Annotated in this window: 11 protein-coding genes; 5 read left to right on the forward strand and 6 right to left on the reverse strand. The window is 56.5% G+C overall.

Annotated elements, in window-relative coordinates; translation table 11 throughout:
* Positions 1–37: 37 nt before the first annotated feature.
* Positions 38–1,264: a 3-keto-disaccharide hydrolase gene (locus RB_RS18805; protein ID WP_231845783.1), complete on the forward strand. Its 1,227-nt coding sequence runs from the start codon at positions 38–40 to the stop codon at positions 1,262–1,264.
* A 393-nt stretch (positions 1,265–1,657) separates the two neighbouring features.
* Here RB_RS18805 and RB_RS18810 read toward each other — a convergent pair whose 3' ends face one another.
* Both RB_RS18810 and RB_RS18815 read right to left on the reverse strand, forming a co-directional pair.
* On the reverse strand, positions 1,658–2,506 hold the full coding sequence (locus tag RB_RS18810) for an HAD-IIA family hydrolase (protein ID WP_037247187.1): 849 nt from the start codon (positions 2,504–2,506) through the stop codon (positions 1,658–1,660).
* 238 nt (positions 2,507–2,744) lie between these two features.
* Positions 2,745–8,885, reverse strand: a complete 6,141-nt coding sequence (locus RB_RS18815) for an alpha-2-macroglobulin family protein (RefSeq protein WP_011122194.1) — start codon at positions 8,883–8,885, stop codon at positions 2,745–2,747.
* A gap of 64 nt (positions 8,886–8,949) precedes the next feature.
* Between RB_RS18815 and RB_RS18820 the strand changes: the two genes are divergently transcribed.
* On the forward strand, positions 8,950–9,795 hold the full coding sequence (locus RB_RS18820) for a sulfite exporter TauE/SafE family protein (protein WP_011122195.1): 846 nt from the start codon (positions 8,950–8,952) through the stop codon (positions 9,793–9,795).
* An 18-nt stretch (positions 9,796–9,813) separates the two neighbouring features.
* Here RB_RS18820 and RB_RS18825 read toward each other — a convergent pair whose 3' ends face one another.
* Both RB_RS18825 and RB_RS18830 read right to left on the reverse strand, forming a co-directional pair.
* Positions 9,814–11,001 carry a cysteine desulfurase family protein gene (locus tag RB_RS18825; protein WP_011122196.1) on the reverse strand — a complete coding sequence of 396 codons (1,188 nt, stop codon included), beginning with the start codon at positions 10,999–11,001 and terminating at the stop codon, positions 9,814–9,816.
* A 26-nt stretch (positions 11,002–11,027) separates the two neighbouring features.
* Positions 11,028–12,269 carry an exonuclease/endonuclease/phosphatase family protein gene (locus tag RB_RS18830; RefSeq protein ID WP_011122197.1) on the reverse strand — a complete coding sequence of 414 codons (1,242 nt, stop codon included), beginning with the start codon at positions 12,267–12,269 and terminating at the stop codon, positions 11,028–11,030.
* A 330-nt stretch (positions 12,270–12,599) separates the two neighbouring features.
* Here RB_RS18830 and odhB point away from each other — a divergent pair, with 330 nt between their 5' ends.
* Positions 12,600–13,907: a 2-oxoglutarate dehydrogenase complex dihydrolipoyllysine-residue succinyltransferase gene (gene odhB, locus RB_RS18840; RefSeq protein WP_011122198.1), complete on the forward strand. Its 1,308-nt coding sequence runs from the start codon at positions 12,600–12,602 to the stop codon at positions 13,905–13,907.
* A gap of 87 nt (positions 13,908–13,994) precedes the next feature.
* On the opposite strand, the gene RB_RS18845 is transcribed toward odhB, so the two are convergent.
* Positions 13,995–14,678 (reverse strand): ankyrin repeat domain-containing protein, encoded by a 684-nt coding sequence (locus RB_RS18845; RefSeq protein ID WP_164922212.1) that lies wholly within the window; start codon positions 14,676–14,678, stop codon positions 13,995–13,997.
* A 38-nt stretch (positions 14,679–14,716) separates the two neighbouring features.
* Complete coding sequence (locus RB_RS18850) at positions 14,717–15,451, reverse strand: NAD(P)H-hydrate epimerase (protein WP_011122200.1); 735 nt, start codon at positions 15,449–15,451, stop codon at positions 14,717–14,719.
* A 128-nt stretch (positions 15,452–15,579) separates the two neighbouring features.
* Here RB_RS18850 and RB_RS18855 point away from each other — a divergent pair, with 128 nt between their 5' ends.
* Complete coding sequence (locus RB_RS18855; RefSeq protein WP_007333463.1) at positions 15,580–15,810, forward strand: FmdB family zinc ribbon protein; 231 nt, start codon at positions 15,580–15,582, stop codon at positions 15,808–15,810.
* A 164-nt stretch (positions 15,811–15,974) separates the two neighbouring features.
* Positions 15,975–17,333 carry a Trx7/PDZ domain-containing (seleno)protein gene (locus RB_RS18860; protein ID WP_164922213.1) on the forward strand — a complete coding sequence of 453 codons (1,359 nt, stop codon included), beginning with the start codon at positions 15,975–15,977 and terminating at the stop codon, positions 17,331–17,333.
* The last annotated feature ends 676 nt before the right edge of the window (positions 17,334–18,009 follow it).

Below are 18,009 nucleotides of genomic sequence, written 5' to 3' on the forward strand. Positions count from 1 at the left end.
CAGCATCTGCTGCGGGTCTGTCGCGACCGGCGATGACATGCCGAAACCCGCAAAGACCGAATCACAAGCCCCCGCGAACGAGATGCAATCGCTCTTCGACGGCAAATCGCTCACCGGTTGGACCAACCCTTACGAATGGGGCAAGACCGAAGTGGTCGATGGCGAAATCCATCTGACCGCCGACAAGAAGTTCTTCTTGGTGACCGAGAAGATTTTTCAGGACTACGAGTTTGAGGGCGAAGTCAAACTTCCCGAAGGCAAGTCCAACAGTGGCTTCATGGCTCGTGGCCAAGTTTCACCGAACAAGGTCTTTGGCTATCAAGCGGAAGCGGACCCGACCGACCGTCGATGGTCGGGCGGTTTATACGACGAAGGTCGCCGGCAATGGCTCAATCCATTGTGGGAACAACCCGAAGCCCAAGCCGCGTTCGATCGCGATCGCTGGAACCGATATCGGATTCGCTGTGTCGGCAATCACTTGCAGTTCTTCATCAATGATGTGCCTACGACCGACTACTTTGACCCCGTTAATCTGAGCGGCCGAATCGGACTGCAGCACCACGGCGAAAAAGGCCAGACGTACCGCTTCCGTAATTTGAAGGTTCGCAACCTGGGCAGCCACGAGTGGAAGCCTTTGTTCGACGGCAAGTCATTGGACGGTTGGGAAACCGTCGGCGGTGGTACCTGGACAGTGGTCGATGGAATCCTGCAAGGCCGCGCCAGCAGCGAAGCCAACGAACCCAACGGGATGCTGTACAGCAAGCATCCGATGACCGATGGAACCTATCGGATCGAGTATCGATTCAAAAAGGGCGACAGCGGCTTCTTTGTTCGCAGTGAGATCACCGAGAACAAACCGTTCGTCAAAGGCGTTCAGTGCGAAATTGACAACTCCGATGAAGTTGGCGGCCTGTACCAAACGGGCGGAGCAGGGTGGTTGGTGCGTCCTCTGCATTACCTCGAAACGGGGTTCCCCAAAGACCGTCATGCCGTCGTCAATCGACACTGGAAACAAGCCCGGGAAGGTTTGCAACTCGACAAGAAACCTGTGGTTTCAGACGATGATGAAACGCCTTGGAACATGATGACCGTCAGCGTTCATGGCAAACGCATCGTCGTTCACTTGAACGATTGTTTGGCTGTCGACCATGTGGTGGAAGACTTGGCTGATTCCGGAGTGATCGCCCTGCAACTGCACGGCAACCAAGACCTCGAAGTCGACTTCCGTAAAGTCGAAATGCTGGTCCCAACCAGCGAAGAGTAGAGCTCGGCAGAGTTAGCGACGTAGGCCAGGTTCCACCTGGCGTTGGTGATTGGCCGTTGGATCCGCCCCGTCAAAAGAAGTCTGCAAGGCGATCACGCCTCGCTTCTGCCGAAGCATCGGCGCGGGTGCCAGGTGAGACCTGGCCTACGTTGCCGAACTGGATGAGCGATCGGAAAACCGATCGCTCGTTTTCGTTCTGGCTAGTTCAAACCGCCCACGCCAAATCAACCTAGCGTTCTGCCCTAGAACGCGTAGGGCAGGTTCTACCTGGCAATGGTAAATCGCCGCTGGATCTGCCCCGCCAGAAGAAGCCCGGGTTCCGCCAACGCCTCGCGTCCACCGAAACATCAGAGCGTATGTCAGGTCAGACCTGACCTACTTCAAACCGAACCATCACGCGTTGGCGGCGGCCCACGCGGCGAAGTTGGTGACGGTGTCGTCCTCGCGGTTGCCGACTGGCAGACTGCTCTCCACAAACTCGCTGACATCGCAAAGCTCAGCGATCGAGTCGACGATCACGTCGGGCCCGTAAGCGAATTGGCCTAGGTCTTCTTTGTTCGTGCCACCGGACAACGTCAGCACGGTTCGGTAGCCCATTTGGACGCCGCCCAGGATGTCGGTTTCCATCGTGTCGCCCACCATCACAGTTTGGGACGTGGCTAGCTTCAGTTCCTTGCGAGCTGCTCGCATCATGATGGGACTGGGTTTCCCCACGCTAAAGGCTTTGCGTCCGGTGACCGCTTCGAGGTACGCGACGGTGGCTCCACACCCCGGTCGTGTGCCGTTCTTGGTTGGGCAACTGGGATCCAAGTTGGTGGCAATCAGCTTGGCACCACCAAGGATCATGTCGACCGCTGATTCCAGCGCATTGAGCGTGATCGTGCGTCCTTCGCCGACAACAACAAAGTCGGGCGAGTGATCCACGATGGAGAATCCGTTTTGATGCATTGCCTGCAGCAGACCGCCTTCACCAATGATGTACGCGGTGCCATTGGGTTTCAGTTTGGCGAGGAACCTCGCCGTTGCCATCGCACAGGTAAATATGTGAGACTCTTCCACGAAAATCCCCATCCGATGGAGTTTGGTTTGAACGTCGCGCCGAGTCCTTTGGCTGTTGTTGGTCAAGAACAGGAAAGGAATGTCCTGACGAATCAATACGTCGATGAACTGATCGGCCCCTGGGATCAGTTCACTGCCGCGGTAGATGACGCCATCCATGTCGATCAAAAAGCCCGTTTTCATCAAATCACTGCAAGAGGTTCGGGAGTCGAAAACTTGATTGACAATGGTTTGCCAATCTTGAGATCTCATCCTCAAACGCAGCTTTCATACCAATGATCTAACGGTAGATTCGTGCCCGCTGTATATCAGCACGGTCGGACGACCGAACACGTGCGTGAACCTTGAACACCCCCCTGCTCAATTCAACAGCACATTGCACTGGAATGAAAAAGCAGAGTGAATCGTCGAGCGATCCTGCTCACTTCACCTCAAGTGCATGGCTTTCGCTGTGGCTGTTGTACTGAGGTGCATACATCGATTCGATGCTTGCCATTCCAGTCTGATAGTTCCCGCGAAGCTGCACACGGCAGCGGGATTCCAACACATAGGTTCCCTTGGACAGGTAGCCAATGAAGAAATGCTCGGCCGCGTCTCGAGTGCTTTGGTAGTACCCCAACGCATCTTGCCGACGGTATTGGGACAGCACGTTGACTGGCTCGGTGCCGCTGCCGCGATGATCTCGAAGGTGCAAGAATTCCATGTCGCGATCACTGCGAATGATCAGTCTGGAGACCAGTTCATCGCCAACTCGAACGGGTTCGTCCCCAATAGGACGCAGCACGGGGCCGGAATCCGTCGCACGGACGACAAACAGTTGCTTTTCGATTTGCAATGGCGTCCCATCGTGCGGCGTGATGTTTTCGATGTTCTCGAAGTACTGCCAGTGGACTCCGCCCCAAGCGATGCCTGAGGTGGTCTTCTTGACCTGAATCGATCCCATCTCAGGCGTGATCTCATCCGCCGAGAAACGATGCTGGTAGAAACCGGTGCCGGCTTCCACATTGCCCTTGGGGACTTCCTGTTGCCCCACCGCGATGTCGACGACTTCATCAGATGCCAGTTTGTCGGTGCCTCGCAGCAGCAACGCGTACACCGCATCGGCGGTGGATTTCGTGGTTTCCCAAGACTGAGTTTCTTTCTGACGCAGCAACCAAGCTTGGCAGAGTTCGACCCGCTGGAGATCGCCGGCGACTTCGTCGAGTACCTCAATCATCATGGCCTGCGTTTCAATGGGTGCTTGGTGCCACCACCAGCCTGAGTTGGCATCGTTCCAGTGCATGCCCTGCTCATCGACCACCGATCGTTCGATCAATGACGCGACGATTCCTTTGGCCTCATTGAGTCGCCCCAATCGGTGCAAGGCAATCGCTGCATGCCCTTGGCTCATTCGACTCGACAACGACAACCAATGTTCTGCGAGCTGGTTGGTCCAGTATTCAACCGCTTCCTTGTGCTCGGGTGCGGTCGGTTGATCCTTGTAGAAACTGCGGCCATACAACAGCATCGCGACCGTCGGCGAGACATGTGCCTTGCTGCGGTTTTCTGGCTTGATGCGTTCATAGAGCTTGGTCGCGTAAGCGTCCAAGTGCTTGAGCGCTTTCATCGCCACCTGCATGTCGACCTCGACGCCCAGATGTTGCAGTCGACCGAATCCTGTGACAATCAGCATGGTGATGGTGTCGTTGGAAGGGCCACCATCAAACCAAGCGAAGCTGCCATCCTCTTTTTGCAGTTCGATCAAACGCCGCGTCAATCGGTCGGCTTGATCGTTGACACGATTGGTGTCAAACAAGATCCCAACGTTGCGACGTGCCTCCGATTCGGACTTGGATTGCAACACCCAAGGTGTTTCGGTGAGTGCGATCGACTTCAGCTCTTCGTTCTGAGCCAGAGGGCTATCCAGCGTGACTCGACCCGCCGCGTCGGGTTGATTCCGCCACTGTTCAAACACACGCTGGATCCGAGGGTCAGACGTGGCGATGTGCCGAGCCAGCAAGTTCGCATACAAGCGATGGAACGTTTGCTCGCTGCATTCGTGGGGATATTCCATCAAGTACGGCAGTGCCATCACGGCGTACCAAGCCGGATTGGAAGTCATTTGAATGGTCAGCGATTCGCTCGACAGCGTGTCGCTATTTCCTTCTAACAACTTCGGCAGCTTGAAGGTTTTCGTTTCGGCACCGTCGATCGGCAGCGAAATGGATTCGTGCACCAAGACGCGACGAGTCAGAACCGGCAGGTAACCTTCTTCGCCATCGGACAACCGTCCGGTCGAACCGACCGCCTTGTAGACCAAGTAACCAATGCCATCGGGCACTTGGATTCGCCAAGAGAACGTCTTGGACTGGCCGGCGGGAATTTCAAACGATTGCTTGGGCTGTGAATTGCCGACTTGGGCATCGACGGATTCACCGCTGGCCGCCGACGACAGGTTCAACGCCACCACGCCCGTTTGTGTTGCGGCGGATTGGTTGCTGACTTTGACTGTCAGTTCAATCTCGTCACCTTCCCGCAACGTTCGAGGCGGGTTGGGTTGAACCATCAAGTCTTTGCTGGTGACTGCAGTGCCCGAAATGGTTCCGGAGGCAAGGTTGGCACCGTGGGCGAATCCCAACAACTGCCAACGAGTCAATGCTTCAGGCATGGTGAACTTCATTTTCACCGCACCGTTTTCGTCCGCGATCAATTCGGGGAAGAAGAAAGCGGTCTCGTTCAGATTCTTTCGTGGCGGAATGCCGGACAGATCGATCTCGGGATCATTCGATTCAGGAGGTGTGCCGTCCGATTCCTCACGCGATTCGACCTCGTTCTTTGCAACGTTAGCACCGAGCATGGCACGCCCGGCTTTCTTTTGCATCAGGGCCGACGCTGGTACCGCCCCATCAGCCATCATCATGTCGGATTCCGCAAAGGCCATCCCGCGTGCCATTGGCATGGGGCGTCCGTAGAATTGGTTCAACTGCAATTCAGAAACCCAATCGGGATAACTCAGTTCGCCGCCGGGATAGCCACGGTGTGACCACATGACGACCGTTGTCAAACCTTGCCATCCGTTGTTCAAATACGGGCTTCGCGTGCTTCGGTCTCGATAGAAGACGTTGAAGCCGGTCGCGAAACGATGCTTCGCGAAAACGTCGAGCGAGGCGTCGTAAAGCGTTGCCACCATTTCCATGATGGAATCCTGCTGGGCCTTGGTCGATTCATCCACCACCTTGGGTTCGATGACCGCGGTCCAAGTTTCTTCCGCACCGGGTTTGAGTTTGGAAACGAAACGTTCCCAGCGGATCGACCAATCTTTGTTCGTCCAGGGAACGTTGACGATCTGTTGATGCAAATGCAGCCGGTTCTCGTGAACCATCATCACGCGGACAACAAAGCCACCTCGCATCGATTCATCGATCGCTTGTGTGATCTCGATTTGAGTCTTGTCGCCGGAGGTCCAGTATTGCTGCAAGATCTCGCCGCGATGCTCGACTTCCACCAAGGCCTTGGCGTCCTCGTAGCCGCTACCCCAAACCGCGGTGAATGTTTCGCCTGGTTCCCACTGCGATTGAGGCATCACAAATAGGCTGGCGATCGGCAGACCGAGTTGATCCGCTTTGGGATCAAACACTCGCAGCGGCAACAAGGCCGAGACCGAGTTGCCGGCTGAATCGACGGCCGACAAGACCGCTCGGTAGTGCCCCTTGGGAAGCGACACTTCCCACGAACCATGTCCATTGGCATCGGTTTGCAAAGTCTTTGAGGACTGCAATTCATCCAGCGGCCATGAATTTGGATCCTCGGGACGAACTCGTTTCGCTTCGCCATCCGCATCCGCTGGCAGCGGTTGATAAGCTCCCCATCGCGGTTGCGGAACGACTTCGGGAGCCTTCAGCGACCAGACTTCGATTTTGACTTCAGCGGCTTGTGCTTCGCCATCGAGCGAGGTTGTGTGAACCTGAATGTCGACCGGATCTTGTTCTGTCAGCCAATCGGGACGAGCGACGCTCATTCGAGCTGACATCGTCGTGTAACCCGCCGTGACCGTGCGTTTATCCGAGCGAGTTTCGCCGGTGGTGTCGACCACGTCAGCGGTGATCACGTATCGGAACGTGGGCTCGCTGTCTCGATCAACCGATGCGTCAGGTACGGCATCGAACGAAACATCAAAACGTCCCAGTTCATCCGTGGTTGTTTCGCCTTGCACGATCGTTTGTGGTTCGGCGGGAGGCGTTGGAATCCACCAGCATCGCCATCCCCACCAAATCGGATATTGGACTTGTCGTACGACCGTGTAGCGAACGGTTGCGTCGTTGATCGCGGCGCCGGTGTAGGCGGTCGCGCGACCGGAGACCGTCACGGATTCTTCCAGTCGGACCGGATCTTTGGGAGCATCCAGTGTGACTTCGAATTTGGGACGTTTGTACTCTTCCACACGAACGGTGGCGGTGCCTCGCGGGAACTCTCGAACGACCAATCCCATTTGGCCGGTCAACCCCGACGTCGGCAGATGAAAACTGCCGTGACAACTGCCGCGTTCGTTGGTGGTCAAGTCCAACGTTTCGACGACTTGGTTGTTGGGGTCAAGCAGTTGAACCTGCAACGATTTGCGATTGTGAGTTTCGTACAGGTTTTTTGATTGGTCGTACGTCGTTGCGATCGCTTTGAAGCGAAGCGTTTGCCCCGGTCGGTAGATCGCTCGGTCGGTGAAGAACACCGTGCGACCGCTGAGTTGATTCGAAGTTCGCGTGGGACGAATGGAATGATGCTGCTGGGCCGGAAGGCGATCCTTGCCGTTTTGAGCCAGCAACAACAGGTTGTTCAGGTTGGCCCCCTTCTTCGCTTTCAACTCGAAGCGACCGTTTTGATCTGTGGTCAGCGACGGCAGCGACCGGTATCGGTAGCCATTGTTGAAATTGTTTCGCCGCTGGCCATCGTTGACCCAGGTCCAAACGGCAACGGTGGCCTGCGGAATGGGTTCGCCGGTGTTGGAATCCAGCACGTGGCCATCGAGTGTGCCTTGGTTCCATCGCCCGTCGGTGACAAGTGCCAATTCACTCACCCAAACCTGTTTGCCCGCCAGGTAATTCTCTTTCCAAACGAAGTCTTTGTTGACGCTGGCGATCAGCATGTAGCTTCCCTTTGCCAGGTCTTTGGGGACATCGATTCGGTGAACGCTGGTTTTGAAATCGGCGGTTTTTTTCAAGTCGACCGACCACTGCTGCACGGCGGGTTCTTCGCCAAACTTCCTCAACCAATCGTGCTCGTTGTTCTGAACCATTTGCCCTGAACTGAGCAGTTGGTCAAAGCTCATTGGAACCAGTCGGAAGTGCACCTGGGTGATGTTCTTGTAGCTGATTTCGATTTCGGCTTGAGCGGACTCGGCCAGAGCCGGGTTCCAAACACGTTCGGTCGCGATGTTGAGCTGGGGGGCTTCGATCTGTTCGATCAACGCGGCACATTGGCGACCGCCAAAACTATCTGGATGAGCTGCTACGGCTGCCTTGGCAATTTGATGAGCTCGAACGAATTCTTCCTGTCCCATTTCTTTTTGCGCGAGCTGGAAACTTGCTCGGGTGCTGATCGGATGGTTTGCGTTCTCACTGAGGAAACGCTGCATCGCGGTTTGTGAGCGTTCGTCTTTGGTCGTGCCAACTGCGTTCTGTTCCGCGAAACGCAATCGGTTCCAGTTCGCGTCCAAGAAAGCGTCTTGTTGTTCGTCAGCTTTGGATTGACGGAATTGAACCCAATCCTGCATCAATTCCGTGGCTCGGCGAAGCGGCGATTCAAGATCGGTTTCCGGGATCTGCCAAGCGAGGAAATCGGCGACGGGATCCGAGATTGGCGAGTTCGCTTCCAATTCGAAACGCTCGATCGGTCCGCTGTAGATCGAATGGGCGTCGACGAAGTGGTCGATTGCTTGGTTGACCAAGAAGTCATAGACCGTCGGGCGATAAGACTCGGGGGCGTTGCCTTCCGTGATCAATCGCTGGATCGATGTCAGTTCGGTTGTTTGAAGCGTTTCAGCGTTTTCCAAAGCTTGATCGAACAGCCCACCGGCGTGGCGAATGATCCGCTGGGCACTCCACGTTTTCAGGTCATCCGCTGACTTGATCGGCGTCGTGTCGTCCTCGCGAGTTTCGATCTCGGTGCGGTTTTGGAAACGCCATTGGTTTTGTTGCTGATACGAATAGAACCAACTGGCCAGCACCGCCTGCAGCAGCGGTTTGGCGGCCTCCGGTGCGGCAGCCAAGTCTTCCTGAAGATGCAGGATCCGGTCTTCCGCACCGCCTCCATCGAGTTGACCTCGCAGGGAGGCTCGCATCCCCATGGCCAAGATCGCGTCATCGTGGTCTTCTTCGGCGATCGCAGCGGGTACGATGGCGTCGTAGTGTTTGATCGCGGTTTTTGGCAGCCCTTTTTCCAACGCTTCTTTCGCGGCGTCAAATTGCTGTTTCCTCCACGAGGCATCTTGTTTGGGTTCAGCGGCCATGGAGAGTCTCAGGGGTAAATAGAGCAACCCGAGCAACAGACTCAGAACAACAACGACGTAAGTCACGGTACGAAATTGCCGCATAGCGGATCACCTCAAGAAGCTGCAAAGAAAAGACACTGCCACTCAGGGTAACGATTGAACGAGCATGTTATTAGGCGGAAATTTTTGGATCGTCGCATGGTTCTTTTTAGCCGCCCTGGTGTACAGCAGCGCAGGCTTCGGCGGAGGGTCCACGTACACCGCGTTGCTAGTGCTCAACGATGTTGATCATCGCGTTTTGCCGATGCTCTCATTGGCCTGCAATTTTTTGGTGGTTTCGGGCGCCTGCCTGCGTTTCACGCAACAACAGCAAATGCCTTGGTCACGATGTGTCCCTCTGGTGGTTGGTTCCGTTCCAATGGCCTGGGTCGGCGGATCGGTTCCCCTGGACCGGGATGTGTTTGTGCCTCTTTTGTCGGGCACGCTGATCGTCGCTGGTGTGTTGCTCTTGCTGGGCGGCCGAAGGAATCGCGAGGTGGATGCTGCAGCAGTGCAGGATGGATCCAAGCAGCCTGCGCTCGCGAATCAGCCTTGCACCATTTCAATGAAACTCGGGTGGAGATTCGATGTGATTTGGCAGACGATCCTGGGCGCTGGGTTGGGGTTGCTCGCGGGACTGGTTGGCATCGGAGGAGGCATTTTTTTGTCGCCCGTGCTGCATCTGACTCGTTGGAGTCACGCTCGCGACATCGCCGCGACCAGTTCGTTGTTCATCCTGGTCAACTCGTTGGCGGGATTGGTCGGCCAAGCCAGCAAGCATGGTTGGTCAGTCAGCCAAATCATGACGGAGTTTCAAACGCATGCTCCGTGGTGGCCGTGGTTGTTTGTCAGTGTCTTGATCGGAGGCCAGATCGGAAACCGAGCCGCGGCGAGTTGGTTGTCCCACCTCACTCTCCGCCGAATCACCGCCGTGATCGTGCTGGCGGCGGGCATTCGCCTGGGCTGGATGTAGGCAAAAGTGGGATAGGTTTCAACCAACCAACTTCTGGTGCGATGCGATCAGTTGATCTGCGGCGGAGTTGATTTCGTCGGCTGTGTTGAATCGCCCGACACCGAACCGAACGCTTCGGCGAGCTTCCGATTCGGTCAGCCCCATCGCCAGAAGCACGTGACTGGGAAGAGCCTCGGTGCTGCTGCACGCCGATCCACTGCTGAATGCGACTTCCGGAGTGGCGGCCATCCAGGCTTCGCCTTCCACATCCCGCAAACGCACGTTCAGATTGCCTGGTAAACGAACCGACGAATCGTCATGCCAATTGGCACCATTGAGTTGCAAACCATCAATCGATTCGTGCAGGCGTCCCCAAAGCAATTCACGCAGTGTAAGAATCCGCGAGGTATCGCTTTCCATTTCATCGATCGCGATTCGCAGTGCCGTTGCCATTGCGACGATGCTGGCGGGATTGAGCGTTCCACCACGAAGCCCTCGTTGTTGGCCACCGCCGACGATTTGGGGACGCAGTCGCACGCGTCGGTTGCCGTTGCCAACGACCAGGAAACCAGTGCTTTTAGGCCCATAGAATTTGTGTGCCGACGCGGTCAGCAAATCAACGTCCGACGCGAGCGCGTCCACCGGCAATCGCCCGACCGCTTGGGTCGCATCGCAGTGCAGCAGTGCGCCTGCTTCGTGAGTGATTTCCGCGATCGTTTTGATCGGCGCGACAGAGCCAATTTCATTGTTTGCCCACATGATCGAAACCAACGCGGTCTGATTGTTGACCGCGGCACGCAACTGAACCAAGTCGACTTGTCCGGCCGAGGGATGATCGTGTGGATGGACTCCGACGCGAATGATTTCGATGGGCTGACCGCCGGCAGAAAGCTGCTTGGACAAATCGTCCGCCACTTCCAAAACCGCTGGATGTTCGGTTTCGCAAACAACCACTTGGTGTCGTTTACAACGCGGGTGCATCAGCACACCTCGTATGGCCAGGTTGATGCTCTCGGTGGCGCCAGACGTGATGACAACGCTTTCGCGGGGAGCATTCAGGATTGCCGCCATGGAATCGATCGATTGGTCAATCGCTCGGCGAACTTCACGTCCGGCTTCGTGAGAATCACTGTGCGGGTTGCCAAAGTGCTGCGTCAGATAGGGCAACATTGCTTCCACGACGCGAGGGTCGCAAGGCGTCGTCGCATGATGGTCGAGATAGATCATCGGAAACCGCGGTTTGGAATCGTCAGCTAGCGAAGCGTTTTGCCGCTTGGAAGCGACGCTTGTTGCACAACGGCTTGATCCAAGGTTGCTTGATTTGCAATCGGGGATCCCTCCAGTGCCGAGAACTCTGCGTACACCGGCAAGTAACTGGACACGGTTTGTGCTTCGGAAAGGCTGAGATTGTACACACGCAAGAAGTCATAGACCCCGCCGCGACCGATCGCTTCGGCAGTTGATTTGAAATCAAACACGATGTTCTCGGTTTGATGTCGGCCAAAGATATCGGTGGGCGTGCTGGACACCGCGGCACGGACCGAGCGTCCTGCGATTGTGGGCAACAGATACGCATCGTCGGCCTGGAACAATCCCATCATCAGGATGTCGTCTTCGCCGCGGCCATCGTCTCGGATGGAATCGAACAGCTGCCCCAGCAAAGCGACTTCACTGGGAGCACGTCCCAAATCGATTCTCACATTGGCAACCGTGAACGTCCACGCCCGCGATGCACTCGGTTGGGCCGCACGAAACCATGCCACCAACGGGTCATACAGCATTTGCTGGTCCGGATCAGCGACCGTGTAGGTTTGGGTTCGATCCACGCGAATGCGATCAGGACGGAACAAAATCACCATCTGCTCGCCGCGTTCGGCGGGACCGGTTGGTCCACCTAGCACGTAGTCGTAGACCGGACCTCCATTGCCGAGCGAGCTTTCATTGATCGCATCGACCATTCGTGGAACGAGATCTTGGTGCACAGACGAAACCTGTTGTAACGCGACCATGTCGAACTGACGAACGACGCGAATCAAATTCATTCGGCAAATATTGCTGGCCAACTTCGTCGGGCCAAATCCGTCCAGCGACCATGAGGCGATGCGAAGATTCTTGAACTGAGCAGGACGCTTTGCAGAGATCTGCTCGGCCGGCGCAGAACCATTGCCGTCGTAAACCGGATTCCCCCAGGCACGATCAGCCGTCGACGGGCCCGATCGCAACATGTCGCTGGGACTGTAGATCACCGGGTCGGCCTCGATGGGATTGCCCGATTCGTCGACCGGCCAGTCCAACGATTCGCGTGCGTCGGTGGAAGAAGTGAACGTGAATGGATCGTCGAGTTTCTCCCAGGCGAATTCCGCCTTGGGTTTGATCGCGACTCCGTCCAATCCGTCGATGTTGTAATGTTTGAAGAAGTACCATCCCCCGCCGATCAACAACACGACGATCAAAGCCATTTGAATCGGATGGCCTTTCTCGGGTGCATCGGACATGACTGCCTCCGGGACTTTTGGGGCGGATGTGGGGCGAAAAACGTACTTCAGGGCATGCTTCTGTTCGTGGCGAACCAATTCAATCGGCCACCATCGTTTTGAATCGGCGCCCACATCGTTGCAGCCCAAAAAAAGGACACTGATCCCCCCCTCCCTCACAACCGGCAAACTTCCTGGGGTGCTGGTCGAGACATTGCCCAGAAACCTTGGTCAATCTTCGATCCCGAAGGAGCCAAACACGCGTTACGCGGCTGACACTGTGCGATCGGCTCGTTATTCTGGTTGCTCGTACCGTCCCAGCTTTTTCTATCAAGTGGTTGAAACGTTCCCGTGAGCGACATCATTCCCGTCGAAGTTCCTACCGTTGGCGAGTCGATCAGCGAAGTGCAAATCGGCAATTGGCTCAAACAAGAAGGCGACTGGGTCAAAAGCGGCGAAGACCTCGTCGAAATTGAAACGGAAAAAGCGTCGGTGCAAATCCCCGCTCCCGCCAGCGGATACTTGCAGTCGATCACCAAACAATCCGACGAATTCGCAGAAGTCGGCCAACAAATCGCCTCGATCCAAGTCGCTGAACAACCCGCTGGCGGCGACGGCGGATCCTCCAACGGCGGTTCGGCTCCCGCAGCCGGAAACACCGCTTCGGCACCGGCCCCGACGGCATCAGCACCGGCACCATCCAGTCCAGCCAAGAGCGGCGGCGGATTTGTCATGCCAGCTGCACAGCGATTGCTCGACGAACACAAGCTGGACGCATCGCAAGTTCCCGCGACCGGCCCCGGTGGTCGGTTGTTGAAGGAAGACGTGCTGGCCTACATCCGCAACGGATCTTCGCGACCCGCGCCCGCCGCACCACCGGCTGCTCCCGCCGCACCAGTTGCTCCGACACAGCAAATGTCTTCACCAGAAACGGCATCGCTGATGACCAGCGGTGGTTACCGGTCCGAAGAAGTCAAACCGATGAGCATGCTGCGTCGCACAATCGCGTCGCGGCTCGTCCAGGCTCAGCAAACCGCCGCTTTGTTGACCACATTCAATGAGATCAACATGGCACCCGTCATGGCGATCCGCAGCAAATACAAAGATGCTTTCGCGAAGAAACATGGCGTCAAGCTTGGCTTCATGTCGTTCTTTGCAAAAGCGACCGTCGAAGCCCTCCGTCGTTATCCCGCCGTCAACGCGGAAATCCGCGGCGACTCGATGGTCTATCGCAACTACCAAGACATCGGCATCGCAATCGGCGGTGGCAAAGGCTTGGTCGTTCCGGTCCTTCGCAACGTGGAACGCATGTCGTTTGCCGAAGTCGAAGGCAGCATTGCCGAGTACGCTCGTCTGGCCGGCGAAAACCGATTGCAACCAAGCGACTTGATGGGTGGCACGTTCACGATCAGCAATGGTGGCATCTACGGATCGCTGCTCAGCACTCCAATCGTCAACCCACCACAAAGCGGCATCTTGGGTCTGCACTCGATCCAAGAACGCCCCGTCGCGGAAGATGGCCAAGTTGTCATCCGCCCAATGATGTACGTGGCGCTTACTTACGATCACCGCATCGTTGACGGTCGCGAAGCGGTTGGCTTCTTGGTCGCGATCAAAGAAACGATCGAAGATCCAGCTCGATTGTTCTTGGAAGTCTGATCAGGCCGCGGGCTTCATCCAGCTCGCACGCTCGATGGAAGGTTTCCCTCGGTTCCTGCCATGGCAACCGGACCTAACGGCCGTCGCTTACTTTTGAAGTCGTTTCACGACTTCGGTGTGGCCGTTGCTGCTAGCAAAGTCAATTGCGGTTTCGCCGTCGATGTCGGCTTTGGTTGGATCGGCTCCCGCCTCGAGCAACAACTCGACCACCGCCATTTGACCTTCCGCCGCTGCGAACATCAGCGGTGAAAAGTGTTCTTCGCTGTCGACCAAGTCCACCGCCGCACCGGCGTCGAGCAATAGCTTGACCGTTTCTGCATTGTCAGCGGTCGAGGCATACATCAGTGCGGTACGACCAAACGAATCTCGATGGTCAACTTCGACCTCCTGAGACAAAAACCATTCGACCACCGGTGTGTGACCGTCGAACGCAGCCATTTGCATTGCCGTGCGTTGATGCTCGTCCATCGCCGAAACATCCACGCCCTGCCCCGCGAGTCGCTTGACACCAGCCAAGTCACCGATCATCGCGGCTTCACGAAACTTGTCTTCGGGTGACTTCTCGGGAAGCGGAACATCTTCCGAAGTGGCCATGCCTTCGGGAGCCTGAGGTGCCAGCACATCTTCTCGCTCACGCCGCGGGAAATCCTCCGGTGACAACCGCTTGGATTCGCACCCTGAAAGTCCAATGGCCGAACCGAGGATCAAGACGCTCAAGACCGAGGACCGGCGAACGGAAACGCGACGCGTTTGAAGGGAAGAGTATTGCATGGCCATAACATAGTCTCAGCGACTGTGGCCGGCCACGCTCACACGCTGAATTGGCGCAGTAGCTCAAGCGGCACGCCGATTGAAATCACGTGAACTTCGCCAGTGAAACGGGCAGCGCCCAACTTCTCAAAACCGACCTTGGGTGCGGCAAACGTCAGCGTGTGATCGGCCCGAAACGTCGTCTCGCCCGTTTCTCCCGTGTCGCCGTTCATTCCCGTTGGAATGTCCAAAGCGATTCGAATTGCGGAGCTCGCGTTGGCTGCTTCCACCACCTCAGCGTAGCGTCCTCGAAGCGGTGGCTTGGCGCCGGTGCCCAGCAGGCCATCAACCACGATATCTGTTGCCGGCAAACGTCCAGCTTCGACAGCTTCTCCGACAACCTGAATCTTGATTCCCGCCGCCTCCGCGATCTTTGCTTGGATGGCGGCGTCGCCTTGCAATTCGTTCGTCGCTGCCATCGCCAGAATCATCACTTCGCGTCCGGCCAACTGCAAATGCCGAGCGATCGTGAATCCATCGCCACCGTTGTTGCCTTTGCCGCAAAGAATCAGCACGTTGCCCTCAGGCGCGAGCTCCTCAATGAGTTCGGCTGCGCCACGCCCCGCATTTTCCATCAGGATGATGCCGGGCATTTGGAATTGCTCCATCGCCAAAGAATCAATTTCGCGTATTCGCTGGCACGTCATCGGCGGCAACTGCAATACCGGTTTCATCATCACATCCATCAAATTTCGAACGAAGCCAGGACGGGCCGAAAGAACTTCGGGACTCATCCGGGATACAAAATACCGCTTCTTCGACCATTCCCAGTGGCCTGAACGCCTTCCTTGAGAAACAATGGGGCTGTGGGCGTGGTGCCCACCGTTTTCTCCTTGGATTGTGTTCCTCTCGGATACCGAAGATGCCTCTGTACGAATACGAATGCAAGTCGTGTGATGATGTGGTTGAGATCCTGGTTCGATCGCCAGGCGAAGAAGTGTCCTGCCCCAAGTGCAGCAACGCTGAACTGACACGTGTCCTCAGCGTCCCGTCGGCTCCCTCAATGAGCGGCGGCAGTTCGAGCCTGCCGATGGCTGGCGGCGGCGAAGCATGCGGTGCCCCGCGATGCTGCGGTGGCGGTTGCCAAATGTAGCGTGGCTGAAAAGCTTCTTTTTGCGAGCTGCATGAATTCTCAAACGGGGCGTGGAATCGTTTACAATCCACGCCCCCATCTGACGCTTTTTGTAGATGCCTGATTGGTGCCCGTCCTTTTCCGAGGCATTTCCTGCGGCGTCCCTTCCAGCCAGGAGAGTTTTCATGAGCCGCCTTCAACGATTGCGCGCCGTCGCACTCATCCCCGCCCTCCTTTCCACCGGCTTCGCCTCGTTCGCGAGTGTTGATGAAGCGGTTGCGAAAGAGGATCGAGAAACGATCGTTCGCAATGATCGTGAACGTGTCCTGGCGACCGGTTACTGGATCTACAACGATCTGAATGCCGCTTACGAACAAGCCCGCCAGACCGGCAAGCCGATCCTGGTCGTCTTGCGTTGCTTGCCCTGCGAAGAATGCGTCAAGTTGGACGATGACTTGGTCGAAAGCGACCCGGAACTAAAGCGTCTGCTCGATCAGTACATTCGCGTTCGTGTTGTCGGCACCAACGGACTGGATCTGAACGTTTTCCAATATGACACGGACCAGTCCTTCGCGGTTTTCATGCTCAATGCTGACAAAACAGTCTACGGCCGCTTTGGGACGCGGTCACACCGCACCGAATGGCTGGGTGATGTTTCTTTGGAAGGAATGGCAGCGGCGCTTCGGGAGAGCTTGAAACTGCACAAAGCCTATCCTGCCAATCGTAAATCACTGGCGGGCAAAACCGGTGCCCCATTGGAATTCGCTTCGCCGGAAAAGTACCCCACACTGACAGACCGCCCCGACCATCTCGACTATTCAGGTCAAGTCACGAAGAGCTGCATCCATTGCCATCAAATTGGCGAAGCCCGGCGCGACTACTACTGGCAAAAAGGCCAATCGATCCCCGAAGAGGTTCTGCACCCTTACCCGCACCCGAAATCGATTGGGTTGGTGCTCGACGCAAGATTCCCTGCTCGAGTGAAAAGCGTTGCCAAGGATTCCGCCGCCGCGAAAGCCGGTTTTCAGGTGGGCGATGATTTACTGAGCATCCAATCACAACCGCTGGTATCGATGGCAGACGTGCAGTGGGCATTGAATCAAATTCCTGCCAAAGGCGCCGAGGTGGACGTCCAAACCAAACGCGGCGACCAAACGCAGACCATCACGTTGTCGTTGCCCGAAGGCTGGCGGCGATGGGACGATCCGTCGTGGCGAGTATCGTCTTGGATGATGCGGCGGATCGCCGGTGGGGGAATGCGTTTACTCCCTCTGGACGAAAGTGAGCGTCAGAAACTAGATTTGCGATCGCCGATGGCACTTCGAGTCGCCAACGTCGGCAAGTACGGGCTCCACGCGACCGCTCACAAAGCCGGCGTGCGGGTGGATGACATCTTGATCGAGTTCGACGGCCAATCGGATTTGATTCGCGAAGCGGATGTCTTTGATCACGTCAACGAGAAGTTTCGCCCGGGCGATCGAGTCCAGATGAAGTTCCTTCGCGATGGCCGCGAACGAACAGTCGAAATTCCAATCCAGAAGTGACCCGATTGATCCCATCGGGCCAACCACCTGCCCCGCGGCACGGACGCCGCTTTTTTATTTTCTTTCGGCAGTCGCAGACGCTTGCCTTCGGTTTGTGACTGCCCTGAATCAAGCAAGACGGTGCGTTCCGCTACAAACTCGCGCTCCGTCGCCCTTGAATCTGGACGGCCGGTCTTTTTCTCTCGCCGTGACAACTGCAACCGAACTGGCATCGCAGGCTGCTGATTCCTGCAAATGGCTCTTGATCGACATCGATTAAGGAGCGACTGACATCCGTGGCCGCCGGGTTACTTCCCGACATGACCGCAGCATCGACACTGTGCTGATTTGCTTGCATTGATCGCAGGAACGCCCACCGTGGTTGGAAACTGCTGCCAAAGACTGCAAGACGGAACCGAAGACGAACAATGATTCGGTTCATCTCGCTCGAAATGCATGCCCCATCCAGCCGGGCTGCTTGCAATGCTAGCAAACGACGCGTGGGTGCACTTCGACTCACGCCAGTCGAGGAAAATGGCGTCCATCGGCGCCGGCCCGTCGCAGAAATGGAAGTCAATCTTGTGCTGCCGATCGCTCCCTGAGTAGATTCCGAGATTGCTTAGCAAAATCTTCAGTCAGCAAAAACTACGATCACATGAACCACTCAGCTTCGCGTCGGAAGGTGGACGACCTATTC

Source organism: Rhodopirellula baltica SH 1, assembly GCF_000196115.1.
In the GTDB taxonomy this organism is placed as follows: domain Bacteria; phylum Planctomycetota; class Planctomycetia; order Pirellulales; family Pirellulaceae; genus Rhodopirellula; species Rhodopirellula baltica.

What these genes read in the sequence shown, in the direction of transcription:
- RB_RS18855 (WP_007333463.1), top strand. Translation starts at nt 15,580, where the DNA reads ATGCCTCTGTACGAATACGAATGCAAGTCGTGTGATGATGTGGTTGAG.
- RB_RS18820 (WP_011122195.1), top strand. Translation starts at nt 8,950, where the DNA reads ATGTTATTAGGCGGAAATTTTTGGATCGTCGCATGGTTCTTTTTAGCC.
- RB_RS18815 (WP_011122194.1), bottom strand. Translation starts at nt 8,885, where the DNA reads ATGCGGCAATTTCGTACCGTGACTTACGTCGTTGTTGTTCTGAGTCTG.
- RB_RS18850 (WP_011122200.1), bottom strand. Translation starts at nt 15,451, where the DNA reads ATGAGTCCCGAAGTTCTTTCGGCCCGTCCTGGCTTCGTTCGAAATTTG.
- RB_RS18810 (WP_037247187.1), bottom strand. Translation starts at nt 2,506, where the DNA reads ATGAAAACGGGCTTTTTGATCGACATGGATGGCGTCATCTACCGCGGC.
- RB_RS18805 (WP_231845783.1), top strand. Translation starts at nt 38, where the DNA reads ATGCCGAAACCCGCAAAGACCGAATCACAAGCCCCCGCGAACGAGATG.
- RB_RS18860 (WP_164922213.1), top strand. Translation starts at nt 15,975, where the DNA reads ATGAGCCGCCTTCAACGATTGCGCGCCGTCGCACTCATCCCCGCCCTC.
- RB_RS18830 (WP_011122197.1), bottom strand. Translation starts at nt 12,269, where the DNA reads ATGTCCGATGCACCCGAGAAAGGCCATCCGATTCAAATGGCTTTGATC.
- RB_RS18825 (WP_011122196.1), bottom strand. Translation starts at nt 11,001, where the DNA reads ATGATCTATCTCGACCATCATGCGACGACGCCTTGCGACCCTCGCGTC.
- RB_RS18845 (WP_164922212.1), bottom strand. Translation starts at nt 14,678, where the DNA reads ATGCAATACTCTTCCCTTCAAACGCGTCGCGTTTCCGTTCGCCGGTCC.